25 protein-coding genes are annotated in these 22,470 nt (G+C 71.3%); 18 read left to right on the forward strand and 7 right to left on the reverse strand.

Annotated features, from left to right (window positions below):
• The first annotated feature begins 8 nt into the window (after positions 1 to 8).
• From C8263_RS01495 to C8263_RS01515, 5 genes are all read left to right on the forward strand, one after another.
• The gene (locus C8263_RS01495) at positions 9 to 1,037 is read left to right on the forward strand and encodes an ABC transporter ATP-binding protein (RefSeq protein ID WP_107136308.1); all 1,029 of its coding nucleotides are present in this window, start codon (positions 9 to 11) and stop codon (positions 1,035 to 1,037) included.
• Positions 1,034 to 1,837, forward strand: coding sequence for an ABC transporter permease (locus C8263_RS01500; protein WP_107136309.1), 804 nt, complete (start codon positions 1,034 to 1,036; stop codon positions 1,835 to 1,837). Before C8263_RS01495 ends, C8263_RS01500 begins: the two co-directional genes overlap by 4 nt.
• Entirely contained in the window at positions 1,834 to 2,622 is a 789-nt protein-coding gene (locus C8263_RS01505) for an ABC transporter permease (RefSeq protein ID WP_107136310.1), read from the forward strand. The genes C8263_RS01500 and C8263_RS01505 overlap by 4 nt, the downstream gene beginning before the upstream one ends.
• 34 nt (positions 2,623 to 2,656) lie before the next feature.
• Positions 2,657 to 3,250 (forward strand): hypothetical protein, encoded by a 594-nt coding sequence (locus C8263_RS01510; protein WP_107136311.1) that lies wholly within the window; start codon positions 2,657 to 2,659, stop codon positions 3,248 to 3,250.
• A gap of 330 nt (positions 3,251 to 3,580) precedes the next feature.
• Positions 3,581 to 4,663, forward strand: a complete 1,083-nt coding sequence (locus C8263_RS01515; protein WP_107136312.1) for an NADH:flavin oxidoreductase/NADH oxidase — start codon at positions 3,581 to 3,583, stop codon at positions 4,661 to 4,663.
• 210 nt (positions 4,664 to 4,873) lie between these two features.
• On the opposite strand, the gene C8263_RS01520 is transcribed toward C8263_RS01515, so the two are convergent.
• The gene (locus C8263_RS01520) at positions 4,874 to 5,563 is read right to left on the reverse strand and encodes an ABC transporter ATP-binding protein (RefSeq protein WP_107136313.1); all 690 of its coding nucleotides are present in this window, start codon (positions 5,561 to 5,563) and stop codon (positions 4,874 to 4,876) included.
• A 75-nt stretch (positions 5,564 to 5,638) separates the two neighbouring features.
• On the opposite strand from C8263_RS01520, the gene C8263_RS01525 reads away from it, so the two are divergent.
• From C8263_RS01525 to C8263_RS01535, 3 genes are read left to right on the forward strand one after another with little or no spacing between them, the layout of a single operon-like run.
• Positions 5,639 to 6,334, forward strand: a complete 696-nt coding sequence (locus C8263_RS01525) for a Crp/Fnr family transcriptional regulator (protein WP_107136314.1) — start codon at positions 5,639 to 5,641, stop codon at positions 6,332 to 6,334.
• 37 nt (positions 6,335 to 6,371) lie between these two features.
• Positions 6,372 to 7,124: a fumarylacetoacetate hydrolase family protein gene (locus C8263_RS01530; RefSeq protein WP_107136315.1), complete on the forward strand. Its 753-nt coding sequence runs from the start codon at positions 6,372 to 6,374 to the stop codon at positions 7,122 to 7,124.
• Between the two features lie 42 nt (positions 7,125 to 7,166).
• Complete coding sequence (locus C8263_RS01535; protein WP_107136480.1) at positions 7,167 to 8,099, forward strand: diacylglycerol/lipid kinase family protein; 933 nt, start codon at positions 7,167 to 7,169, stop codon at positions 8,097 to 8,099.
• Positions 8,100 to 8,264: 165 nt separating this feature from the next.
• On the opposite strand, the gene C8263_RS01540 is transcribed toward C8263_RS01535, so the two are convergent.
• Positions 8,265 to 8,960: a hypothetical protein gene (locus C8263_RS01540; RefSeq protein WP_107136316.1), complete on the reverse strand. Its 696-nt coding sequence runs from the start codon at positions 8,958 to 8,960 to the stop codon at positions 8,265 to 8,267.
• Between the two features lie 147 nt (positions 8,961 to 9,107).
• Between C8263_RS01540 and C8263_RS19170 the strand changes: the two genes are divergently transcribed.
• The 4 genes from C8263_RS19170 (at position 9,108) to C8263_RS01560 (ending at position 13,672) form a co-directional block, all read left to right on the forward strand.
• Positions 9,108 to 11,960 (forward strand): P-loop NTPase family protein, encoded by a 2,853-nt coding sequence (locus tag C8263_RS19170; RefSeq protein ID WP_158263719.1) that lies wholly within the window; start codon positions 9,108 to 9,110, stop codon positions 11,958 to 11,960.
• A 511-nt stretch (positions 11,961 to 12,471) separates the two neighbouring features.
• Entirely contained in the window at positions 12,472 to 12,879 is a 408-nt protein-coding gene (locus C8263_RS01550) for a DUF3208 domain-containing protein (protein WP_107136317.1), read from the forward strand.
• Entirely contained in the window at positions 12,876 to 13,070 is a 195-nt protein-coding gene (locus C8263_RS01555) for a hypothetical protein (RefSeq protein ID WP_107136318.1), read from the forward strand. Before C8263_RS01550 ends, C8263_RS01555 begins: the two co-directional genes overlap by 4 nt.
• A complete protein-coding gene (locus C8263_RS01560) occupies positions 13,067 to 13,672 on the forward strand; it encodes a DJ-1/PfpI family protein (RefSeq protein ID WP_107136319.1) in 606 nt (201 codons plus the stop codon). Before C8263_RS01555 ends, C8263_RS01560 begins: the two co-directional genes overlap by 4 nt.
• Before the next feature lie 216 nt (positions 13,673 to 13,888).
• Here the strand turns inward: C8263_RS01560 and C8263_RS01565 are convergent, their stop codons facing one another.
• Entirely contained in the window at positions 13,889 to 14,710 is an 822-nt protein-coding gene (locus C8263_RS01565) for a PIG-L deacetylase family protein (protein ID WP_107136320.1), read from the reverse strand.
• A 243-nt stretch (positions 14,711 to 14,953) separates the two neighbouring features.
• Positions 14,954 to 15,181, reverse strand: coding sequence for a hypothetical protein (locus C8263_RS01570; RefSeq protein ID WP_107136321.1), 228 nt, complete (start codon positions 15,179 to 15,181; stop codon positions 14,954 to 14,956).
• Positions 15,182 to 15,228: 47 nt separating this feature from the next.
• On the opposite strand from C8263_RS01570, the gene C8263_RS01575 reads away from it, so the two are divergent.
• The 6 genes from C8263_RS01575 to trpA are packed head-to-tail and all read left to right on the forward strand — an operon-like array spanning position 15,229 to position 19,588.
• On the forward strand, positions 15,229 to 15,834 hold the full coding sequence (locus C8263_RS01575) for a nucleotide-binding protein (protein WP_107136322.1): 606 nt from the start codon (positions 15,229 to 15,231) through the stop codon (positions 15,832 to 15,834).
• A gap of 7 nt (positions 15,835 to 15,841) precedes the next feature.
• Positions 15,842 to 16,072, forward strand: coding sequence for a hypothetical protein (locus C8263_RS01580; protein ID WP_107136323.1), 231 nt, complete (start codon positions 15,842 to 15,844; stop codon positions 16,070 to 16,072).
• A gap of 1 nt (position 16,073) precedes the next feature.
• A complete protein-coding gene (locus C8263_RS01585; RefSeq protein ID WP_107136324.1) occupies positions 16,074 to 16,580 on the forward strand; it encodes a hypothetical protein in 507 nt (168 codons plus the stop codon).
• Positions 16,577 to 17,482, forward strand: a complete 906-nt coding sequence (gene gluQRS, locus C8263_RS01590; protein ID WP_107136325.1) for a tRNA glutamyl-Q(34) synthetase GluQRS — start codon at positions 16,577 to 16,579, stop codon at positions 17,480 to 17,482. Before C8263_RS01585 ends, gluQRS begins: the two co-directional genes overlap by 4 nt.
• Positions 17,483 to 17,516: 34 nt before the next feature.
• The gene (trpB, locus tag C8263_RS01595; RefSeq protein WP_107136326.1) at positions 17,517 to 18,788 is read left to right on the forward strand and encodes a tryptophan synthase subunit beta; all 1,272 of its coding nucleotides are present in this window, start codon (positions 17,517 to 17,519) and stop codon (positions 18,786 to 18,788) included.
• Positions 18,785 to 19,588 carry a tryptophan synthase subunit alpha gene (trpA, locus tag C8263_RS01600; RefSeq protein WP_107136327.1) on the forward strand — a complete coding sequence of 268 codons (804 nt, stop codon included), beginning with the start codon at positions 18,785 to 18,787 and terminating at the stop codon, positions 19,586 to 19,588. The genes trpB and trpA overlap by 4 nt, the downstream gene beginning before the upstream one ends.
• A gap of 55 nt (positions 19,589 to 19,643) precedes the next feature.
• Here the strand turns inward: trpA and C8263_RS01605 are convergent, their stop codons facing one another.
• From C8263_RS01605 to C8263_RS01615, 3 genes are all read right to left on the reverse strand, one after another.
• Positions 19,644 to 20,585 (reverse strand): class I SAM-dependent methyltransferase, encoded by a 942-nt coding sequence (locus tag C8263_RS01605; RefSeq protein ID WP_107136482.1) that lies wholly within the window; start codon positions 20,583 to 20,585, stop codon positions 19,644 to 19,646.
• A gap of 89 nt (positions 20,586 to 20,674) precedes the next feature.
• Entirely contained in the window at positions 20,675 to 21,598 is a 924-nt protein-coding gene (locus C8263_RS01610; RefSeq protein ID WP_107136328.1) for a phospho-N-acetylmuramoyl-pentapeptide-transferase, read from the reverse strand.
• A gap of 86 nt (positions 21,599 to 21,684) precedes the next feature.
• Positions 21,685 to 22,461, reverse strand: coding sequence for a hypothetical protein (locus C8263_RS01615; protein WP_107136329.1), 777 nt, complete (start codon positions 22,459 to 22,461; stop codon positions 21,685 to 21,687).
• Between the last annotated feature and the right edge of the window lie 9 nt (positions 22,462 to 22,470).

Here is a 22,470-nt window from a genome sequence, read left to right on the forward strand (position 1 = left end):
ACTTCTCTATGACGAAGCCTTTTGCAGACGCGGCGGTGCAGGTGCGCGACCTGAGCAAGCAGTACGCCGTACACGACAAGGAGCCGGGCTTTATGGGCAGCGTACGGGCCTTTGTGAAGCGGCAGACCCGGCAGGTGCAGGCGGTGCGCGGCGTGTCCTTTGATCTGGCCCCTGGCGAGGTGGTGGGCTTCCTGGGCCCCAACGGCGCAGGCAAGACCACCACCCTGAAGATGCTCTCGGGCCTGCTGCACCCGTCCTCGGGCAGCGCGCGGGTGGCGGGCTTCGAGCCCCGCCGCCGCGAGCGCGCCTTTCTGAAGACCATTACCCTGGTCATGGGCCAGAAGCAGCAGCTGATGTGGGACCTGCCGGCCCTGGACTCGTTTCTGATCAACCAGGCCGTCTACGAGATTCCCGATGACGAGTACCGCGCCACCATGGCCGAGTTCACCGAGGTGCTGGGGCTGGACGGCATCCTGAAAAAGCAGGTGCGCAAGCTCTCGCTGGGCGAGCGCATGAAGTGCGAACTGGCGGCCGCGCTGCTGCACCGCCCGAAGGTGCTGTTTTTAGATGAACCCACCATTGGCCTGGACGTGAACATGCAGGAAGCCGTCCGGGCCTTCGTGCGCGACTACAACGCGCGCTACGGCGCCACCGTCATGCTCACCAGCCACTACATGGCCGACGTGACGGCCCTGGCCCGCCGCATTCTGGTGATTGACGCGGGCGAGGTGGTGTTTGACGGCGACCTGAACGCCCTGGCCGAGCGCGGCAGCAGCGGCAAGACCATTCGCCTGCAGCTGCGCCGCCCTGCCACCCCGGCCGAACTGGCCGCCTATGGTCAGGTCGTGACCAGCGACGGCCTCAGCGCCGAACTGACTGTGCCCCGCGCCGAGGTGAGTGAGCGCGCCGCGCGGCTGCTCTCGGCACTGGACGTGGCCGACCTGACGGTGGAAGACCCCCCGCTGGAAACCGTGATGGCCGAGTTGTTCGGCGCGCGCCCGGCCTCCGCCCGGCCGGCCGGAGAGGTGACCCGGTGAACTGGGCATGGCGCAAGGTGCGGGTGCTGTTTGCCACCCAATTTGCCCTGATGACCGAGTACCGCGCCGAGGTGGTGATCTGGATGCTCTCGGGCACCCTGTCACTGGTCATGATGCTGGTGTGGATGGCCCAGGCGGCGGCCGCACCCGGCGGGCAGGTGCGCGGCTACACGCCCGCCGAGTTCGCCACCTACTTCCTGTCCACATGGCTGATCTCGCAGCTCATGGTGGTGTGGGTGGCGCACGAACTGGACCCCGCCATCCGGCAGGGGCAGCTCTCGCCGTGGCTGCTGCGCCCACTGGACCCCTTCTGGACCTACTTCCTGGGCCATGTGGCCGAGCGCTTCGTGCGCCTGCCCGCGCTGCTGGCGCTGGTGGCCCTGTTCGCGTGGCTCTCGGGCGCGCAGTTCACGGCCCAGTGGTGGGCTTACCCGGCGGCCATCGGGCTGGCGGTACTGGGCTTCACCGCGCGCTTTCTGTGGGAATACACGATTGGGCTGCTGGCCTTCTGGACCGACTCCTCCACCAGTTTTCAGGAACTGGTGTGGCTGATGTACGCCGCGCTGGGCGGCATGTTCGCGCCGCTGGCTTTTTACCCTGAATGGGTGCAGCGCGTGGCGGTCTGGACGCCCTTTCCCTACATGCTGGGCCTGCCCGCGCAGCTGCTTTCCGGCAAGGCCACGCTGGGGCAGGCCCTGCAGGGTGTGCTGGTGCTGCTGGCCTGGGGCCTGATCTTCGGCGTGGTGCGCTTTGCCGTGTGGCGCGTGGGCCTGCGCCGCTACGGGGCAGTGGGAGCATGAGGCGCGCCCTGCGCCTGATCCGGGTGTTTCTGGCCGCCAGCATCTCGGCGCAGCTGGAATACCGCGCGAACTTCGTGGGGGCGGTGCTGGCCAGCCTGGGCGAGGCGGGGGTGGCGCTGCTGGGCCTCTCACTGCTGTTCAGCCAGCCCGGCGTGCAGGAGGTGGGCGGCTGGACCTTCCGCGAGGCGCTGCTGGTGACCGGTTTTTTCATGCTGACCGAAGGCTTTATTTCCGTGGTGGTGCAGCCCAACATGACCAAGATTGCTGAAGCCATCCGCACCGGCAACATGGATTTCACGCTGCTCAAGCCCATTGATGCCCAGTTCAACGTATCGGTCCGGCACCTGAACCTGCTGCGCTTTCCCGATGTGCTGCTGGGCCTGGGCCTGCTGGCCTACGCCGCCAGTGGCCTGACCCTCACCGCAGCGGGAGTGCTGTCGGCGGCGGCGCTGTACCTCTCGGCCCTGGTGATCGTGTACTGCATCTGGCTGGGCCTCAGCACCACCGCCTTCTGGTTCGTGAAAACCCAGAATGTGACCGAGCTGTTCAACGGCCTGTTTGGCGCCGCGCGCTTCCCGGCCACTGCCTTTCCGGTGCCAGTGCGGCTGGTGCTGACCTTCGTGGTGCCGGTGGCGCTGATTACGACCGTGCCTGCCCAGGCCCTCACCGGCGAGCTGACACCGGCCCTGGCGCTGGTCTCGCCGCTGGTGGCGGCCGGCCTGTTTGCGCTGACCCGCTGGTTCTGGCGCCGCGCCGTGGCCAGCTACACCAGCGCCAGCAGCTGATGACCCCGCCCCCTGGGGGCCCCGGGGCCCGCCCATGAGCACAGACCGCTGGGCTGCCCTGGGCCAGCCCCGTCCCCGCGCCCTGCCTTTAAGCCCGGCTGACCGCGCGCAGCTCTCACACCTGACCGAGCTGCGGGACATCGCTTCGCCGGGCGCAGCGCGGCGGGTGGGGGCCGAACTGGCCGGCGAACGCACGCTGGCCCCCGATCTGCTGGGCGCGCGGCCCTGGCTGCCTCCCGATCTGGGTGCCCGCGCCTTGCTGCCAGCGCTGCTGGAGGGCGAATGGACCGGTTTTCTGGCCCTGCTGGGCGCGTGCGGCCCCTGGGTGTATGCGCCGGATGTGCGCGCGGTGCAGCGGCTCTCGGCGGCCTACGGCGCGCTGGTAAGTGCTGCCCAGACTGTGCCAGAGGAGGTGGCTCTGGCGGCGGCCGGGGCGTCCTCTGCCCTGGCCCCGGGCCGCACGCTGCTGCCCCGCCTGGAAGCGGTGCCCTACCGGCAGCCCCGGCACGGCGCGGTTTCGGCCGAGACACTGGTGGCACTGGAAACTTCGTTCTGGACCCTGGCGGCCCAGCTGGCACGCGCCCAGCACGAAGCCTGGAAGGCGCGGCGTGGCGGTGCTGGCCCCTGAGCACGGGGGCAGCAGCGGGTTCAGCTCTCATGCTGATTCCGAAAAATTCCGTCATGTGTTCCGGAATTTTTGCGACCGGAGGGACTCGAAGAGCTGCGGAGCAGAGAAGGAACAAATGCGGATTTCCGGGAATTGGGCTGGAACAGCGCCGAAGGCGGGGAACATCCCCCTTCTTCCCGGATGGTACGGAACTGGACGGCAGTCCGTATCAGCCGCCACGCTCTGGCTTCCGTGTACGCTGGCGCGGGCTGTTCAACAGTGCCGCTTCTGTATTTTCCGTAAACTTCTGACCTCTGGCGGGCGCCCTGTGGGCCGCACTACAGTCTCGCCATGACCGCCGAGCCTCTGCTGTTCCGCCCCCTGAAGGTGCGTGGCCTGACGCTGCCCAACCGCGTCGTGGTCTCGCCCATGTGCATGTATTCGGCCCACCACGGCCTGGCCAACGATTTTCATCTGGTGCATCTGGGGCAGTACGCCCTGGGCAGCACCGGCCTGATTTTTGCCGAGGCCACCGCCGTGTGCCCCGAGGGCCGGATCAGCCCCGAGGACCTGGGGCTATGGGAAGACCGGCAGATCACACCGCTGGGGCGCATTACCGACTTTGTGCATGCCCAGGGCGGGCGCATTGGTGTGCAGCTGGCGCACGCGGGGCGCAAGGCCAGCACCTACGCCCCGTGGCGCGGGCGCGGCGCCGTGCCCGACGAGCGCGGCGGCTGGGCGGTGCTGGGCCCGGACGATCAGCCCTACCACGAGCAGCTGCGCACCCCCACCCCCATGACGGCCGATGATCTGGCCGCCGTGCCCGTGGCCTTTGCCCGCGCCGCGCGCCGCGCCGAGATCGCCGGTTTTGACGCCGTGGAAATTCACGCTGCGCACGGCTACCTGCTGCACCAGTTCCTGTCGCCGCTCTCGAACAGCCGCACGGATGAATATGGCGGACCGTTTGAAAACCGCGTGCGGCTGCTGCTGGAGGTGACCCGCGCGGTGCGCGAGGCGTGGCCCTACCACAAGCCCCTCTTTGTCCGTCTGTCCGCCACCGACTGGGCCGAGGGCGGCTGGGACCTGGACCAGACCGCGCTGCTGGCCGAGTGGCTGTCGCGCGAGGGGGTAGACGTGCTGGACATCAGCAGCGGCGGTCTGACCCCCGCGCAGCAGATTCCAGTGGGCCCGGGGTATCAGGCGCCGATGGCCGCCCGCGTCAAAGCTGCCACGCCGGACCTCGCGGTCATGACCGTGGGCATGATTGACACCCCCGAGCGTGCCGAGGGCCTGCTGCAAAACGGCGACGCCGATCTGATCGCTCTGGGCCGCCCCCTGCTGGGTGACCCACACTGGGCGCAGGCAGCGGCTCAGGCGCTGGGCGCGGCGCTGGAGTTGCCAGCGCCGTATGCACGGGGGGCGCGCACCACGTAAAGACACTCGGTGTGCGGGCTGTCCCTGTCCCACCCCGCATCTCTCAGCCTTGAGAGCCTGCGGAGCGCCCGGAAGGCTGCCTTGGGCCGCGCCAGGAAGGCAGGGGTGGCGGGCAGCCTGGGTTTTCCTCTCGGCTCTATCCGTCGGCCTCAGAGGGGCAGTCGAAAGTTCTGCCCAGCCGGTTCCAGCAAGGCGGCCCCAGCCAGTGCCTTACGCAAAATCCGGCGCCGTGTCCGTAAACTGGCCGTCCAGCAGGTGCAGGGTCCGGTCGGCGTGGCGCGCGAGGCGTTCGTCATGGGTGACCAGCAGCACGCCCGCGCCTTCCTCGCGCGCCAGGGCCACCAGCAGCGCGGCCACGCCCTGCGCGTTGGCCCGGTCCAGGCTGCCGGTGGGTTCGTCGGCCAGTACGGCGGCCGGGCGGGCGGCCAGGGCGCGGGCCACCGCCACCCGCTGCCGCTCGCCCCCACTCAGGACCCCGGGCAGGTCAGCCTCACGCCCCGAGAGCCCTACCCGCGCCAGCAGTTCCCTGGCCCGCGCTTCGTCGCCGCGCCCCGACAGGCGGGTGGGAATCAGCACGTTGTCCAGTACGCTCAGGTCTTCGAGCAGATAATGGTGCTGAAACACCAGCCCCAGCTGCCCCGCCCGGCGCGCGGCGCGCACCTGGGTGCCCAGAGTGTCCACCCGTTCGCCCGCCCACCAGACCTCACCGCCCTGCAGGGTATCCAGGCCGCCCAGCAGGTGCAGCAGCGTGCTCTTCCCGCTGCCCGAGGGCCCGGTCACGGCGACCACCTCACCCTGGGCCACGGTCAGGCCCACGCCGCGCAGCACCTGCAGCGGGCCATACGCCTGCTGCAGGTCGCGGGCCATCAGGGCGGGGGGCAACGGGGACACGCGGCGCATGGTACTCCATGGCCGGTGCATGAAGAAGGGCGGGCGTTGTGGCCTGCTGCCCAGGCACGCTAGGATAGCCCCCTGATGGCGCGCCTGGACGATCTGAAGGCATCTTTTCTCTTCCACAACGTGCCGGCCGAGGCGCTGCAGGAGGCGCTGCAGGTCATCACCGAGCGGCAGTACCGCCCCGGGCAGATCATTCTGGAGCAGGACGCCCAGGGCGAGGCCCTGCACATCCTGACGCGCGGGGTGGTGCGGGTCAGCCGCATCAGCCTGGGCAGCCGTGAGCGCGTCATGGGCGACGTGTACGCCCCTGGCGTGATTGGTGAAACGGCTGTGCTGGGCGGCGGCGAGCGCAGCGCCACCGTGGTGGCCCAGACCGACGTGACCACCCTGATGCTCTACCGCACCCATTTCCGCCAGATTCTGCGCCGCCACCCGGACGTGCTGTGGAACCTCAGCGTGATGCTGGTGCGCCGCGTGACCCACCTGAATGACGAACTGATTGCCTTTGGCCTGAACACCGAAGCGGCCCTGAGCCACGTGTTTACCAACCTCTACCGCCAGCGCGTGCAGGCGGGCGCGGCGCAGCCGCAGGTGCTGCCCATGTCTACCCAGGACATCATGAGCCGCATTTCCAGTTCCCGCGAAACCGTGTCGCGTGTCATGCGCAAGCTGGAGCAGCAGGGCCTGCTGAAAAGCACCGGCCAGAGCGTCACCCTGCTGGACCCCGAGGGCCTGGAAAACGTCACCCTGGAAGAAGCCGACAGCCTGGACTGAGCGGGGGCCCTGGGCGCGGGCCCGCTATCCTGCCCCCATGCAACTGATCCGCATGACGTGGCAGGGCCAGCCCTGCTGGGGCGAACTGGACGGCGGGCGCGTGCACCTGCGCGCCGGCATGCTGGGCGAGCGCAGCGGCCAGACGGTGCCCTATGACCCGGCTGCGCTGCTGGCCCCCGCCGAACCCACCAAGATCGTGTGTGTGGGCCGCAACTACCTGGACCATATCCGTGAACTGGGCAACGACAGGGGCGGGCTGCCCACCGAGCCCGGCATTTTTCTGAAGGGCCCAAACGCCCTGGCTGAACCCGGCGGCGCCGTGCGCAGGCCGGACTGGACGCAGAGTTTTCACTTTGAGGGCGAACTGGCGGCGGTGATCGGCGTGCGCGCCAGCGGCCTGTCCGAGGCCAGCGCCCTGGCTGTGGTGGCCGGCTACACCTGCGCCCTGGACCTGACGGCCCGCGACCTGCAAAAGGCCGACCTGCAGTGGTTCCGTGCCAAGGCGGCCGACCGCTTCTGTCCGCTGGGGCCGCATCTGGTCACCGGACTGGACCCTGCCGACCTGCGCGTGCAGACCCGGGTGAACGGCGAGGTGCGCCAGGACAGCCGCACCCGCCACATGATCTTTGGCCTGCCGCAGATTCTGGCGTATGTCACGCGCTACGTCACGCTGGAACCCGGCGACGTGGTGCTGACCGGCACTCCCGAGGGCGTGGGCCCGCTGCACAGCGGCGACGTGGTGGAGGTTGAAGTTGAGGGCGTGGGCGTGCTGCGCACCCCGATTGTCTGACGGGCCGCCCCACATGAAGGTTTGCTCTATGCTGAGCTGGACGTGACCCCAGAGGACCACCCAGTTTTTCCGCTGCCCCCCCTGGCTGTGGTGCTCAATCCCCGCGCCGGGCGTGGCCTGGCCGCCCGCGAATGGCCGCGCCTGCAGCGCGAACTGCAGGCGCGTGGCCTAGAGCACACCCTGATTCAGGAAGAATCCGGCGAGGCGGCGCTGGCCCGCGTGCAGGCCCTGCCCCCGGACGTCGCGGTGATGGCCGTGGGCGGCGACGGCACCGTGGGCGCCCTGCTGGGGGCGGTGGTGGGCACTGGCCGCCCCCTGGCCATCGTGCCGCTGGGCACCGGCAATGATTTTGCCGGCCTGCTGGGCCTGAAGCCCGGCGCCTTCGGTGAGGCCCTGGACCGCCTGAACTACCAGCCGCGCGCCCTGGACGCCCTGGAACTGGACATTGTGGCTGGGGACGAGGCCGGGCGCCGCTTCGTGCTGCTCAACGGCCTGGGCATGGGCTTTGACTCTGATGTGACGGCCAACATGGACCGCGCGCCCGCGCGCCTGCGCGGCTTTGCCCGCTACGCCTACTCGGCGCTCAGTACCCTGCGCGCCCTGCAGCTGGCCGAGGTGGCCATCGTGGCCGACGGGCAGCCGCTGTACGCGGGCCCCAGCGCCATCGTGGCCGTCATGAACGGCGTGCGGTACGGCGGCGGCTTTCGCATCAGCCCGCAGTCGGATGTGCGTGACGGCCAGCTGAACGTGGTGGCAGGCGGCGCCATGACCCGCCGGCAGCTGGCGGGCCTCATGGCCCGGGTGCTGCGCGGCGCGCACCTCTCGCATCCCCTGGCCCACCATGTGGCCGCCCGTGAAGTGCAGGTACGCTGGGCCACCCCCGTGCGCATTCACCTGGACGGTGACCTGCACGGCCGCGTCAGCGAGATCCGGGTGCGCGTGTTGCCGGGCGCGGCGCGGCTGCTCAATGCGTAGGGGGTGTGGGGCGGTGGGGTGTAGGGAAGGGCACAGGGCTGTGCGCGCGGCGCAGCTTTCCAAGTGCATTTTTTCAGGTGCACTCAGGGCGAGCGACTGAACAGCTAAGGGAGGGTGGGCTGCGGAAGTTTCCTCCCACAACCCACCCCCTCCACCCCACGACCCTTATTTCAGCTTTGCCAGCGTGGCGCGGGCCGCGTCCTCGTTGCGCTTCTCCCAGAAGGTGTCGGCGTTCATGGCCAGGGCGCGTTCCAGCTGGGCGGCGGCTTCGGCCTTTTTGCCCTGCAGCATCAGGGCGTTGGCGTACTCGATGCGGTGAACGGCCACGTTGGGCTCCAGCGCGATGGCCTTTTCAAAGTTGGGGATGATCTGGTTACGGTCGGCCCCGGTGGCGCGCGTGGCAATAAAGCCCTTGCTGATCAGGTTGGCGTGCCACAGGCCCAGGGCCACGTAGGCGCCGGCCAGTCTGGGGTTCAGGCGCACGGCGGTGTCCAGGTTCTTCTTCATCTCGCCGGCCAGCCCCAGGCTTTGCAGAATGCCGCTGAACTGCGCCAGACGGCCCTGGGCGCGGGCCAGTTCAAAGTAGGCGTCGGCGTTGTTGCGGTCCTTGGCGATGGCCTGGCGGGCGTAGCCCTGGGCCTTTTCAAACAGCGCTTTTTTCTGGTTGTCGGGCACCAGACCGGCGCCGGCGGTGGTGGCCTCGGCGGCCAGGGCAAAGCCGTCGGCGGTGTTCAGGGCGGCGGCCGCCGTGGCGGCTTCCTGCCACTTGCCCTGGTCAAACAGGGTCTTGGCGGTCTGCTGGCTCTGGGCGGCGGCGGTCACAGACAGGGCAAGGGCAAACGACACAATAAGGCTACGCATAGGTTCCTCCTGGGGGAATCGAGACTGGGTTGAAAGCTGGGCAGAGTATACACAGTTGCTCTGGCAGAAAGCTGACGGCCCCGTCAGGAACGGTGGGCGAAGGGCTTTCTTGAACCCGGTTCATGGGCGGGGTAGGCTGAGCGCCGCGTGGATTACCGAGCGGTGCTGGCCCAGTTGCGCGCCCATCTGCCGCCGCCTTCTGGCGGGCAGGCGCGCGGCAGCCTGCGCTGGCTCGAAGCCCAGATGCGCGCGCGCGGCGCCAACCCCAGCAGCGTGCGCAACATCGTGTACCGGGGCGTGGGCACCCCCGCCGACAAGGCCGCCCTGCGCGCAGTGCTGCAGGCGCTGGCCCAGGAGGTGGGCTGCGCGCTGCCCCAGGCCGCGCCCGCCCGCCCCGACTTGCCCCCGGAACTGGACCTGCTGGGCCGCAGCAAGATTCGCGCCTACCGCCAGTTCGTGGCCGGGGTGCGTGCGGGCCGCTCGCCGCGCCTGATCGTGGCCGGGCGCCCCGGCGCGGGCAAGACGGTGCTGCTGACCCAGGTGGCCCGCACCCTGCGTGACCAGGGCGTGCCCGTCACAGAGCTGTTTCTCTCGGGTGACCTGGGCGGCGTGCTGCCGCTGGATATGCCGCCGGGCGCCTCATACGCCGCGCAGGCGCAGGCGCAGCAGGACGCCGCACGCCGGGCCCTGCCCCCGCGTGGCGCGGTGCTGGTGCGGGTGGGGCAGGCGCTGCACTGGCAGGGGGCCCCGCCCCGGGACCGCAGCGGCGAGGCCCTGGGTGGAGCAGTCTGGGCGGTGCAGTGCCTGCTGGCACCAGCGCCTGCCGGGCTGGCGGTGCTGCTGGCCCTGGACGGCGACTGTCCCCCGGACAGCGGCGCCGAGTGCATTGAGCTGCGCCCGCCCACCCCCGCCGAGGCCCGAGCGTACCTGATGGCCCACCTGAACGTGTCGCGCACAGAAGCCCAGCGCCTTGTGCAGGAGGGGGGCCGCAGCCCCGAGCGCCTGACCCTGCTGGCCCGGCTGGCCCGGGAAGGGGCCGGGCCCGCCGAACTGCTGGCCGACCCGGACACCCGCCCCCTGACCGAGGCCACCGCCGCCCTGAGCGCCGCCCTGCCGGACCCGGCCGCGCCCTGGCCAGCGGCCCTGCTGGCGGCGGCCCTGTGCCGGGACCCGGCGACGCTGCCCCCCCACGCCCGGCTGCTGCTGGTGCCCACCGGGGACGGCTTCCAGCCCAGTGCGGCCCTGCGCGGCGCGTGGGCCAGTGTGGCGCCCCCGGCCCTGGTGGCCCCCCTGCGCGCCCTGGCGCAGACCGGGGACCCGGCCCTGGCCCCGGCGCGGCTGGCGGCCTGGGCCGCGCTGCGCGACCTGGGTGCCCTGGCGGCCCACTTGCAGGCCCACCCGGACGACGCCCGGCACCTGCCGCCCCTGTGGCCCGCGCTGCGCGCTGCCCCGGGCGGCGAACACCGCGACCTGCTGGCGCGGGCGGTGGTGGCGCACCATGCGGGCCGGGGCGAATACGGCGCCGTGACCCTGCGGGACGCCCTGTTCACCCTGCTGGAGTCCCCCCGGGGCGCGGTGCGCGCCTGGGCCCGGGTGAAACTGGCCGAAAGCAGCCTGGAACACGGCAGCATGGACGCCGCACAGGTTCAACTGGCCCACCCGGACGTGACCGGCATGGCGGGCCCCGATCCCTGGGTGAGCGCGGCCCAGGCCGACGCCCTGCTGGTGCAGGCGGCCCTGGCCCGCTGGCGCGGCGACCTGACGGCGGCCACCCAGGCGGCGGCCGACCCCCGCGCCGCGCAGGGGGGAGCGCGCGCGTGGCTGTGGCGCGGCCTGATTGCCAAGGACGCCGGGCAGTGGGCCCAGGCGCTGGCCGCGCTGCAGGCCGTTCCGGCGGGCAGTCCGCTGCTCTCGGCGCGCGCGCGCTACCAGGAAGGCGACCTGCTGCTGCGTCTGGGGCAGCCGGCTGCCGCCCTGGGGGCCCTGCAGGACGCAGCCGCCCGCCTCGCGCAGGCCGGCAGCGCCCCCGAGGAACAGGCGCGGGTGCTGGCGCGCACCGCCACCGCCCTGCGCCGCCTGGGCCACCCGGGGCCGGGGCTGCGCGAACTGCGCCGCGCCCTGACCCTGGTGCCGCCCGATCCCCGGCGCCACGCCGACGGCGTGCCCCGCGCCCGGTTGCTCTCCGAGGGCGTGCCGCTGCTGCTGGCCCTGGGGCGCCCCGACGAGGCCCTGTCGTGGGCGGCCGGGGCCCTGGCGCTGCTGGCGCGCCCCGAGGCCCGGCCCGCCGAGGCCGCCTACCGCGCCCGGCGCACCCGTTACCGCGCCGCGCTGGCTTACCTGTCGCGCGGGCTGGGCCGCCCCTACCTGCAGCCGCTGGCCGGGCCCACGCGCGACCACCCGGATCTGGCGCACGCCCGCGCCCTGCTCGATACCCTGCTGGCCCAGGCGGGGGCGGGCGCCGACCGCGATCACCTGCTGGCGCTGGACCTGCGCCTGAGCCGCGCCCTGGCCGAACCCGACGCGGCGCGCGCCCTGGCGCTGACCGGCGAGGCCCTGGCCCTGGCTGCCCACCCCTATGAACAGGCCCAGGCGCTGGCCCTGCGTGCCGAGGCCGCCCTGCGCGCGGCCCAGCCCGGCGCCGCCCTGGCTGACCTGAACCGCGCCCACGCTCTGCTGCGCCGGGTGGGGGACGGGTCAGCCCCCGCCGACCCTGGCCTGCACGCCCAGCTGCTGGCCCTGGAAGCGCGGGCCAGTGTGCAGGACGGCCCGGCCCTGCTGCCCTGGCTGCGCGCCGCCCTGGCTGACCCGGCGCTGGCTCCCTTTCGTGCGGGCGTGTGGCGCGAGGCGGGCGCCGCCCTGCTGGCCGTGCCCGTCGGCGCCCGGTGGCTGGCCGACTGGGGGGTCAACACCCAGGGCGTCCTGGCCCTGCCCGACGCCCTGGTGGTGCACGAGCAGGCCCTGGCGCCAGTTGACGACGCAGGGCCTGAAGTCTTGGCTTGAAGACCTGGACCCAAGCCGCCGCCCACCCCAGGAGCGCGGCGAGGTGCAGGAGGCTGAGACGAACCCGGAGAGCTAAGGACGTTGCACCTCACGTTACGACTCTTCAGGAAAGCACCGCAAAGTCTCCACTCCCGGTGCAACGTCCTTTTTTCGATACTCGCTCCGCTCGGTTGATCTAAAGATCAACAGCGAGCTACTTCAGTCCCTCGCTGCCAAGCCCCCGATCAACCAAGCGGGCTGGGACAGCGGCGCCGCAGAGCGAGAAGCGAACACAGTGCCTCGCACCGGGAATGGAAACGTTTCTGCGCCCTTCTGAACCGTTGGCCTGGGGGAGGGGCGAGGCACTTACTTCGCAGCGCGAGCAGGACAAACCCGTCCCTCCGGGCGCGGCGCCCACACATCGGAACAGAGCCGGTGGGTCGGCGGAACAGGCGGCAGTCTGTATAAGATGAAGGTTTGCCCGCGGCTGGCCCCGCCCCGCTGCCGCGGCCGGTCCCGGGCGAAAGCCGGTATGCTACGGCGCGTGAGCACCAGTGAACCACAGCCCGTGGGCCGCGCCGCCGTGCGCCTGCTGCAGGGCTACGTGTGGCATCCCCAGGAGGCCGAGATTGATCTGGAGCAGTTTCTGCCCCACGAGCTCGACCTGCCCGCCCCCACGGGCGAAGGGGAGGGTGAACAGGAAGCGGCGCATGTGCTGTGGGACGCGGTGACCCCGCCCTTCGCCTTTTTCGAGAACGGCGAGCCCACGGCCTCGCAGGCGTTTTACCAGTTCACGGTGCTGCGCGTGTACGACACCCGCCCCAGCAACGACGCCCTGCACGCCGACGCCAGCGCCGCCAGCGAGCAACTGAACCCCCTGCTGGACGTGACCCCCGAGGGCGTGGGCTGGCAGCTGTGGGAGGACCTGCGCGACCTATGATCGCCTGGCTTGACCTGCTTGTGGAGGGTGACCCCCACCCCCGGCGCTTTGACAGCCCCGAAACCGCTCTGGCCTACCTGCTGCGGGTGGAGCGCCTGTCTGAAGACGCGGCCCAGCATCTGCTGGACCACGGCGAGGTGGCCCCGCCCCTGGCCCGGCGCGAGTACCGCCTGCAGCCCCTGGCCCTATGAGCAGCCTCACCCCGGACCCCGACGCCCAGACTGGCCCGGTGGTGGCGCTGCCGGTGTACCACGGTGTCAGCGAGCTGGAACTGGGGGTAATGGTTACGGTGCTGCGGTTGTGCGGCGGCGACCGGGTGGCCGTGACGGTCAACCGCTCGCGCATCAGTGTGATTACGGCGGGCGGACTGGTGACCACCCCGCACGTGCTGTACGCCGCGCTGCCCGAGCCCGGAGCGCTGCTACTGCCCGGCGGCCCCGGCGCGGCCAGGGCGGCCCGTGACCCCCTGCTGCGCGCTTTTCTGGCGGCTCATCCGGGGCTGCCCACCGGCGCCAGCGGCAGCGGCCTGCTGCTGCTGGGCGAGGCCGGCACCCTGGACGGCCGCGTGGTGGGCGGCCCCGCCGATCTGGCCGATACCCTCTGGGGCTTTACCCCTGCCGACGTGCGCCCCGGTGAGGTTGTAACCGACGGCCCCCTGTGTTCGGCCCCTGCTGGCCTGGGCGCTCTGCACGCGGCGCTGCATGTGGCCGGAACGCTGTGGGGCCAGGAAGCTGCCCAGGAGGCCGCGCAGCGCATCGGGGCCGGGGCGATGCTGGCCCTTCAGGCCACCTGAAGGCCAAGCCACCTCTCATGGCCTGGGGCCCACCACTCAGACGGACGGCCGTCCATGTCCAGAACATCCGGGAAGGAGGGGGATGTTCCCTGCCTTCGGCTGGGGGCGGTCCAATGCCCGGACAGCCGTCTCCCTTCCTGCTCTGCGCCGCAGCGCTGCAGGTCCCTCCGGTCGGAAAAACTCCGTCATACATGACGGAGTTTTTCGGAACTCGGATCACACCAGCCCTTCACCCCCTGCCACGCCTTCAAACAGCCCGCGCAGGGGAAACTGGGGAATCGCTGTGCGGGTGCCGCCCAGGCTGAAGCGTTCGTGGCCCAGCAGCATCGCTTCCATGGCCTGCCGCTCCTCGGCGCTCATCTTGCCCATCACGCTCTGTTCGCCGGTCTGGGTGCCGTGGGCCTTCAGGGCGGCGCGTTTGTTCTCGGCGTAGGCCGCCACGTCAATCTGCGCCGCCACCGTGCCTTCAGAGACGCCGTACACCTGCGGGTCCAGGCCCTCACCCATGCGCGCGAGCTGCTGCGCCGCCTGCACAGTCAGCGCGGTGTAGTACAGCCGCTGCGGTCCGCCGCCCGGCAGGTGGCCAGTGCTGAAAAATGCGGCGCTGGCGGCCCGGTGAATCTGCAGGTGGTCAATGTGCCCGTAGCCCCCGTGCGGGTCGAAGGTGATCATCACCTGGGGCTGCACCTCGGCAATCAGCTCGCGCAGCCGGGTCTCCACCTGCAGGGGGTCCACGTTCATCAGGGCCCTGGGGTCGTTGTGGCGGGTGCGCTCGTGGCGGCCGGAATCGTGGTAATCCAGAAAGATGGGCGCCTCAATTTCCAGCGCCTCGCAGGCCCGGCGCAGTTCCTGTTCGCGCTGGGCGCCCAGATCGTCCACCGTCATGCCGGGCACGGTGATCTTGCCTGCCTCGCCCCGGGTAGCGCAGGCCAGCACCACCCGCACCCCCTGGCGCGCGTAGTGGGTCAGCGTGCCGCCCACGCTGAAGGCTTCGTCGTCGGGGTGGGCAAATACGGCCAGCAGGGTGGGGGTCGTCATACTGGGGCTCAGTGTAGAGTGGCCGCGCACGGGGCAGGGGGCGGCCACGGAAACGCGCCCGCCGGCCCTGCGCGTACCGGCCCCCTGCGCCCCTGGACAGCCTTGCTGAACCTGCTGCCCCAGCCGGGTCTGGACCCCGCAGCGCGGCGCACGCACGCCAACCCCGCGCGGCTGCGCCGGGTTTACCTCCACCTGGGCGCTGTGCCAAACGGCGCTGCGCGAACTCCTGCTGGCCGTGCTGGATCAGCCCTCGCCGTCCGCCGCCAAGCGCCGCCCCCGCTCGTAAAAGTCCCAGCAGGCCGCCGGCCACGTGCGCAGAATCAGGCGGCGGTTCGTGGCGTCGGCGGCGTTCAGCGCCTCGCCCAGCGCGCGGTAAAAGCGGCTGCCCTGCGCCTGCATGGCCCGGGCGGTCCAGTAGACCGGGGCCTGCTCCAGTTCCTGTTGCTGCTGCGCCGTCAGTGGGCTGGTCATCCGGCCATGATGCCCGGCGCACAGGCGCTCTGCTACGCTGGGGCGGCATGAAGGTCGTGGCAATCACCTCAGAAAAGGGCGGCGTGGGCAAAAGCACCCTGGCCGTTCACCTCGCCGGCGCCGCGCACGCGGGCGGCCTGACGCCGCTGCTGGTGGACGAGGACGGCCGCGTGGGCAGCAGCCTGCGCTGGGCCCGGCGGGCAGGCGCCCTGCCCTTTGACGTGATCGGGGCCGACGAGGTGCGGCCCAAGAAACTGTCCCGCTACGACCTGCTGCTGCTGGACACCGAGGGCCGCCCCAAGCGCAAGGACCTGCGCCAGCTCTCGGAGCGCGCCGACCTGCTGCTGGTGCCCAGCGGCGTCAGTGCCCTGGAACTGGACGCCACCCGTGAACTGCTGGACTTTCTGCACGTGGAAGGCGCGGCGCGTAAGACCCGCGTGGTCCTGACCCGGGTGCCGCCCGTGGGCCACGCCGCCGAGGACGCCCGCGAGGACCTGCGCGAGGCGGGCCTGACCGTGTGTAACACCCTGGTGCGCCAGTACGCCGCCTTTGGGCGCGCTGCCGAGGCCGGGGTGCTGGTACGCGACGTCCCCGGCGAGCGCTCGGCCAGCGCCTGGAGCGACATTCAGCGCCTGGCCCAGGAACTCTGGTAGCGCGCGCGTGGGCCGCTTTGACTACCTGAAAGAGGGCCGGAAGGTCGGCAAGGCCCGCAAGGTCACCCCCGAGCCTGACCGGCGCCGCACCCAGGCGGCCGGCGAGCCGCTGGAACCTGTTTACGTGCGGCGCGAAACGGTGCGCGCCGTGTGGAAGCAGGTCAAGAAGGAGGGCGGCGAAAGTGTCAGCGAACTGGTCGAGGACCTGCTGCTGGCGTGGCTCCGGGCACACCGGTGACGTGCGGGTAAGTCCGCCAGCCGCGCGCGCAGGCCGCCTGCTGGGGCTGCTGGTGGCCCTGTGGGTCACGGTCCCCGGGGTGCTGCACCCCCTGAACCCAGGCTGGCTCTCGGGCGTGAACCTCATTTTCCACGAGGCCGGGCATATGCTGCTGATGTTCGCCGGAGAAATCCCCATGCTGCTGGGCGGCAGCCTGCTGCAAGTGCTGGTGCCGGGCGCCTGCGTGGCCGCCTTTCTGGGGCGCGGCGACCGCTTCGCCGCTGGCCTGACCACCCTGTGGCTGGCGCACTCGCTCTCAGGGGTGGCCGCCTACATCCGCGACGCCCCGGGGCGCGACCTGCCGCTGATCACCGGCGACCCCGACACCCATGACTGGTGGCAGCTGCTGGGCGGCTGGAACGCGCTGGACGCCGCCGATCCCCTGGGACGCTTCGTGCTGTTTCTGGCGTATGCGGCGGTGGTGGGCGGCGTGCTGCTGGCCCTGTGGGACGAGGTGGCGGCCCCATGAGCGTGGTGGGCCGCTTTGCCCCCAGCCCCACCGGGGCCATGCACCTGGGCAACGCCCGCACCGCGCTGCTGGCGTGGCTGCATACCCGCGCGCATGGGGGGCGCCACCTCCTGCGCTTTGAAGACCTGGACACCGGCCGCGTGCGCCCCGGGGCCGCCGACGCCACCCGCCGCGACCTCGCGTGGCTGGGCCTGGACTGGGACGAAGAGGTGGTGCAGTCTGCCCGATTGCCCCTGTACGAGGCGGCGCTGGCCCGGCTGGACACCTACCCCTGCACCTGCACCCGCAAGGAGGTACAGGCCGCCATTCAGGCCAGTGCGGGCGCGCCCCACGGCGCCGAGCCGGTGTACCCCGGAAGGTGCCGCGCCGGCACCGCGCACCCGGGGCGCCCCGCCGCCCGGCGCTGGCGCGTGCCGGACACGGTGGTCTGTGCCCACGACGCCCTGACCGGCCAGACCCTGTGTCAGCACCTGCCCCGTGACGTGGGGGACCTCGTGCTGCAGCGCAACGACGGCGTGTTCGCCTATCACCTTGCCGTGGTGGTGGACGACGGCGAGGCGGGCGTGACGGACGTGGTGCGCGGCGCGGACCTGCTGAGCGCCACGCCCCGCCAGGTGGCGCTTCAGGGCGCCCTGGGGCTGCCCACGCCACGCTACCTGCATGTGCCGCTGCTGCGCGACTACCGGGGCGAGCGGCTGGCCAAGCGCGGCGGCGCCCCGCCCCTGTCGGCCCTGCGTGAAGGCGCAGAGGCCCCGGGCCGCGTCTTGGCCGAACTGGCCCGCAGTCTGGGCTGGCTGGTGCCCGCCGAGGTCGGCCTGGACGACTTGCTGCCCCTGTGGCGCGCCGAGCTGGCAAAGGTGGGGTTCTCCACAAACTTAGATGACCTGTCTAAGTTGCCCTAACGCCCGTTCGTCCATCCCCACCTACCCTGAGACCATGTCCCTGACCCTTCCCACCTACCCCCAGCCGGACGCGCGCGGGCGCTTCGGCCGTTTTGGCGGGCGGTATGTGCCCGAAACGCTGATTCCGGCGCTCGACGAGCTGGAAACGGCCTACGCCGCCGCCAGGACCGACCCGGCCTTTTTGAACGAACTGGACCGCCTGCTGCGTGAATTCGTGGGGCGCCCCAGCGGCCTGTACCTCGCCCAGCGCCTGACCGAACATGCGGGTGGCGCCAGGATCTACCTCAAGCGTGAGGACCAGAATTACACCGGCGCGCACAAGATCAACAACTGTCTGGCCCAGGCGCTGCTGGCGGTGCGCATGGGCAAGAAGCGCGTGATTGCCGAAACCGGCGCCGGCCAGCACGGCGTGGCCAGCGCCACCGCCGCCGCCCTGCTGGGCCTGTCGTGCGTGGTGTACATGGGCGCCGAGGACATTCGCCGCCAGGCCCTGAACGTGTTTCGCATGAAGCTGCTGGGCGCCGAGGTCCGCGAGGTCACTTCCGGCACCGCCACCCTCAAGGACGCCACCAACGAGGCCATCCGCGACTGGGTGACCAACGTGCGCGACACCTTTTACATCCTGGGCAGCGTGGTGGGCCCGCACCCGTATCCGGCGATGGTGCGCGACTTTCAGTCCGTCATTGGCGAGGAGGTCAAGGTGCAGCATCAGGCCCTGGAAGGCCGAGCAGCGCCGGACGCCATCGTGGCCTGCGTGGGCGGCGGCAGCAACGCCATTGGCATCTTCGCGCCGTTCGCCTATCTGCCTGAGGAAGAGCGGCCCCTCCTGATCGGCACCGAGGCCGCCGGTGAGGGCGTGGATTCCGGGCGCCACGCCGCCAGTGTGGCGGGTGGGCGCATCGGCGTGCTGCACGGCGCCATGATGTACCTGCTGAACGACGACGAGGGCCAGATCGTGCCGCCGCACTCGATCAGCGCGGGCCTGGATTACCCCGGCATTGGCCCCGAGCACTGCCTGTACGCCCAGACCGGCGCGGCGCAGTACGTGCCCGTCACCGACGCCCAGGCCCTGGACGCCCTGCAACTGCTGACCCGCTTAGAAGGCATCATTCCCGCGCTGGAAAGTGCCCACGCCATTTACCACGCGGTCGAGCTGGCGCGCACCATGCGCCCGGAGCAGACCGTGGTGGTCAATCTCTCGGGCCGGGGTGACAAGGACGTGGCCGAGGTGATGCGCCTGCTGAGCCTGCAGGAACCGGCGGGCGAGGCGCCGGGCCAACTGCTGGCCCCCGAGGTCCACGCATGACCACCCTGGCCCACACCCGCGGCGCCGCGCGCCTGCACGCCGCCTTTGAGCAGGCCCGCACAGAGGGCCGCGCCGCCTTCATTCCCTACATGACGGCCGGCTATCCCACCGCCGCCGGCTTTCCAGCCCTGGCGCAGACGCTGCTGGCCCACGCCGACATTCTGGAAGTGGGCATTCCCTACAGCGATCCCCTGGGCGACGGCCCCACCATTCAGCGCGCCAGCGAGCAGGCCCTGGCGGGCGGCACCAGCACCCGGCACTCGCTGGCGCTGGTGGCCGGGCTGCGCGCCCAGACCGACAAGCCCATCGTGGTGATGACCTACGTGAATCCCATCTACGCGGTGGGCCCGCGCGAGTTCATGCGGCTGGCCCAGCGTGCAGGGGTCGACGGCCTGATTCTGCCGGACCTGCCCCCCGATCAGGACCTGGAAATCGCGGAGCTGGCCGCTGAACATGGTCTGGCGGTCACGTTCCTGATTGCCCCCACCAGCACCCCGGCGCGCGTGGCTTTGGTGGCGCGGGCCTGCACCGGCTTTCTGTACGCCGTCAGCGTGACCGGCGTGACTGGCGCCCGGGAAGGCGCGGCCCTGGGCGAGGTGCCCGCCATGCTGGCTCTGGCGCGCGAACACGCCCGCGCGCCCATCGCCGTGGGCTTTGGAGTGAAAGACGCCGCCACTGCCCGGCAGGTGGCCGGGGTGGCCGACGGCGTGGTGGTGGGCAGCGCCTTTATCACCGCCGCTGCGAATGGCCAGGATGTGGACGCCCTGGCCGCCAGTATCCGCGCAGGCTGCGTGCGGTAAGGCCACGTACCTTCCGGCGGCGGGGTGCCCTCTGGCCCCGCCGCTGCTGTGGGCTTCAGTCCAGCGCCCAGACCTGCACTTTCAGGTGTTCGGCCTCCGGATAATCCTCGCCGGCCCCGAAGCTCTCCTGCAGCGCCGCCTGCCGCCCCTGTTCGCGCAGGCCCGACTGCACCATGCGCCCCAGTTGAGGCCCGGAGACCCCCGCGTGATTCAGCAGCGTCAGCACCCGTCCCCCCGGTGCGGTCACCCGGGCCGCCAGCCCTGCCAGCCGCGCGTAATCGCGTTCGGCCCGCCACACGCCGCTCTTGCCCCGCGCAAAGCTGGGGGGGTCCAGCACCACCAGGTCAAAGTGGTCACCCCGGCGCTCCAGCCGGGTCAGCCACTCGAACACGTCGCCGTACAGGAAATCCTGCTCCGGCGCACTCAGGCCGCTCAGGGCGTAGTTGGCCTGCCCCCAGGCCAGCACCTTGCGCGACAGGTCCACGTTCTTCACAGCCGCCGCGCCGCCCAGTGCGGCGCTGAGCCCAAAGCCGCAGGTGTAGGCAAAGGTGTTCAGCACCCGCCGCCCCGCGCTGTGGGCCCGCACCCAGGCGCGCGCCGGCCGGGCGTCGGTAAACAGGCCGGTACTCAGGTCGGCGCCCGGGCGAATCAGGAAGGGCACGCCCGCCTCGGTCGCCACCAGTTCCGGTAAAGGCTCGCCCCAGACCGGCTCCGGCGGCGAGAGCTGGTCGCGGGCCACGTTCGCCGCGTGCCGGGCTTCCACCGGGCGGCGCTTGAGGTACACGGCCTGCACCCCAGCCACCTCGCCCCACTGGGCGGCCAGTGCGGTTTCCTGGGTGGCTGTCAGCGGGGCATAGAGATTCAGAACGCCCGCGCGGCCGGCCAGATCGAGGGCATAGACGCCGTGGGTTTCCGTGGTGTGGGCGGCGCGGTACAGCGCGCTGCCCTGCGCGCTCAGGTGGGCGCGGCGCGTCAGCAGGGCGGCGGGGTCGGGCAGTCGGTTCACGGGCCCGAGTGTACGCGCCCAGCTGCAAAAGGGGAGAGGGGCGCATGGCCCCTCCCCCCCGTGTCCATCCGCTGTCCGCTCTAGGGCCGCCCGCCCAGCAGCCACCACACGCCAGCGGTCGCCACCGCCGTGATTACCCAGAAGCGCATGGTGACGTGGGTTTCCGGCCAGCCGATGTCCTTGTGCTCGAAGTGGTGCTGAATGGGCGCCATCTTGAACACCCGTTTGCCGCGCAGCTTGAACGAGGCCACCTGAATGACCACGCTCAGCGTGGCCACCACCGGAATGATGGCCGCCAGGGGCAGCAGCCAGACATCCGCGTGCAGCACGTAGGCCCCCGCCGCAATGGCCCCAATGGCGTGGCTGCCCATGTCGCCCATGAACACCCGCGCCGGGTGGGCGTTAAACCACAAAAAGCCCAGCAGCGCGGCCACCAGCAGCGCGCTCAGGGGCGAGAGCCCCAGCAGCGGCAGCAGCACGATGATGGCAATACCCGAGAGCAACCCGTCCAGTCCATCGGCAAAGTTAAAGGCGTTCACGCTGCCCACCATCACCAGCGTCAGCAGCACCACGTCGCCCACGGGGCCCAGCCCCGGCACCAGCTCGTGCGAGGCCAGGGGCGCGGCGAAGAAGGCAAACAGCGCCGCCACCAGAAACTGCAGCGGAAACTTCTCGCGCGCCAGCAGCTCACTCTTGCCCCCGCCCTTCATGCGCGAGCGCACCTTGAGCAGATCGTCCACCCCGCCGATCAGGCCCATGGCCAGGGCGGTGAGCATGATGAGCAGTTCGCGGCTGTCCCCGCCCTGCCCGCTCAGGTACAGCGGCACAAAGACCAGCAGCGTGGCCACCACGAAGGGCACGCCGCCTGCCGTGGGGGTGCCGTCCTTGACCAGGTGGGTCTGCGGCCCGTCGGCGCGCACGCGCTGGCCCCAGCCGCGTGCCTTGCTGACGCGCACGAACAGCCCCACCAGAAACCACGACAGCAGCGCCGTCACGACCATCATGGCCGCACCGTCCGAATTCCACACACAATCTGCATCTCAACCGGGGAGCCTACCACGCGCCCTGACCGGGCAGGCGGGTGGCCGGTTCAGTCCCCGGCCGCCTGGGCCGCTGCCCGGATGGCGCGGCTCAGGGCCGGCGGCACCGGCTCGTGCGCCTCCAGATGGGCCAGGAGCGCCAGCGCCGCCTGGGGCGTGCCCGCGTACCCTGGCGTAAAGGCCGGCAGGCGCGCGGCCAGTCCGGGGGCCCGCGCCTCCAGTCGCCGCTCGGGGCTGAAGGGGTCTGCGCCGGTGGCGGGCAGCGCCCCGCGCGCCGCTTCCAGGGCCAGCACATGCCCCAGTGCATAGTCCTGCACAAACTTCAGGGCGCTCAGCCGCTCGCCGCGCCCGTAGCGCCCCAGACCCACCAGCAGGTTGGTCAGCGCCTCACCCAGATGGTGGGCGTGCTGCGCTGGGGTGATGGGTCCGGCCAGCGCCGCTTCGCCCTCCGGCAGCAGGCCGGAAAAGTCCGGCGCCGCCCAGACCACTCGCGCGCCCGCCAGCGGCAGTTCGGGCAGGCGCGCCGCTTCAAAGGCCGCGTACTCGGCATAGAGGCCGTCCCCGAACAGCACCTTGGCGCCGTCGGGCGTGTTGCGGAAGGTGTAGGCCAGCGGCGCGGCCTGTGCCAGCCACGCGCTGTCCAGAAACGGGCCCACCTGCCCCGGGCGGGCAATCACAAAAAAGTCCAGGTCGGACCAGCGGTCCAGCCGTGCCAGCTCGCGCCCCACAGAGCCCAGGCCCAGCAGCGCCAGCGCGTGCCCTGTCTGGGCCACCACCTGGGCAATGTCGTTCAGGCGCGAGAGCAGGGCGTGAGGTGAAGTGGGCACGCCCTGTTC

The sequence above is a fragment of the Deinococcus arcticus genome (genome assembly GCF_003028415.1).
Lineage (GTDB): Bacteria > Deinococcota > Deinococci > Deinococcales > Deinococcaceae > Deinococcus > Deinococcus arcticus.

Excerpts from the sequence above, each read along its gene's own strand:
- C8263_RS01495 (WP_107136308.1), top strand. The coding sequence starts at position 9 with ATGACGAAGCCTTTTGCAGACGCGGCGGTGCAGGTGCGCGACCTGAGC.
- C8263_RS01505 (WP_107136310.1), top strand. The coding sequence starts at position 1,834 with ATGAGGCGCGCCCTGCGCCTGATCCGGGTGTTTCTGGCCGCCAGCATC.
- C8263_RS01510 (WP_107136311.1), top strand. The coding sequence starts at position 2,657 with ATGAGCACAGACCGCTGGGCTGCCCTGGGCCAGCCCCGTCCCCGCGCC.
- C8263_RS01515 (WP_107136312.1), top strand. The coding sequence starts at position 3,581 with ATGACCGCCGAGCCTCTGCTGTTCCGCCCCCTGAAGGTGCGTGGCCTG.
- C8263_RS01520 (WP_107136313.1), bottom strand. The coding sequence starts at position 5,563 with ATGCGCCGCGTGTCCCCGTTGCCCCCCGCCCTGATGGCCCGCGACCTG.
- C8263_RS01525 (WP_107136314.1), top strand. The coding sequence starts at position 5,639 with ATGGCGCGCCTGGACGATCTGAAGGCATCTTTTCTCTTCCACAACGTG.
- C8263_RS01530 (WP_107136315.1), top strand. The coding sequence starts at position 6,372 with ATGCAACTGATCCGCATGACGTGGCAGGGCCAGCCCTGCTGGGGCGAA.
- C8263_RS01540 (WP_107136316.1), bottom strand. The coding sequence starts at position 8,960 with ATGCGTAGCCTTATTGTGTCGTTTGCCCTTGCCCTGTCTGTGACCGCC.
- C8263_RS01550 (WP_107136317.1), top strand. The coding sequence starts at position 12,472 with ATGCTACGGCGCGTGAGCACCAGTGAACCACAGCCCGTGGGCCGCGCC.
- C8263_RS01555 (WP_107136318.1), top strand. The coding sequence starts at position 12,876 with ATGATCGCCTGGCTTGACCTGCTTGTGGAGGGTGACCCCCACCCCCGG.
- C8263_RS01560 (WP_107136319.1), top strand. The coding sequence starts at position 13,067 with ATGAGCAGCCTCACCCCGGACCCCGACGCCCAGACTGGCCCGGTGGTG.
- C8263_RS01565 (WP_107136320.1), bottom strand. The coding sequence starts at position 14,710 with ATGACGACCCCCACCCTGCTGGCCGTATTTGCCCACCCCGACGACGAA.
- C8263_RS01570 (WP_107136321.1), bottom strand. The coding sequence starts at position 15,181 with ATGACCAGCCCACTGACGGCGCAGCAGCAACAGGAACTGGAGCAGGCC.
- C8263_RS01575 (WP_107136322.1), top strand. The coding sequence starts at position 15,229 with ATGAAGGTCGTGGCAATCACCTCAGAAAAGGGCGGCGTGGGCAAAAGC.
- gluQRS (WP_107136325.1), top strand. The coding sequence starts at position 16,577 with ATGAGCGTGGTGGGCCGCTTTGCCCCCAGCCCCACCGGGGCCATGCAC.
- trpB (WP_107136326.1), top strand. The coding sequence starts at position 17,517 with ATGTCCCTGACCCTTCCCACCTACCCCCAGCCGGACGCGCGCGGGCGC.
- trpA (WP_107136327.1), top strand. The coding sequence starts at position 18,785 with ATGACCACCCTGGCCCACACCCGCGGCGCCGCGCGCCTGCACGCCGCC.
- C8263_RS01610 (WP_107136328.1), bottom strand. The coding sequence starts at position 21,598 with ATGATGGTCGTGACGGCGCTGCTGTCGTGGTTTCTGGTGGGGCTGTTC.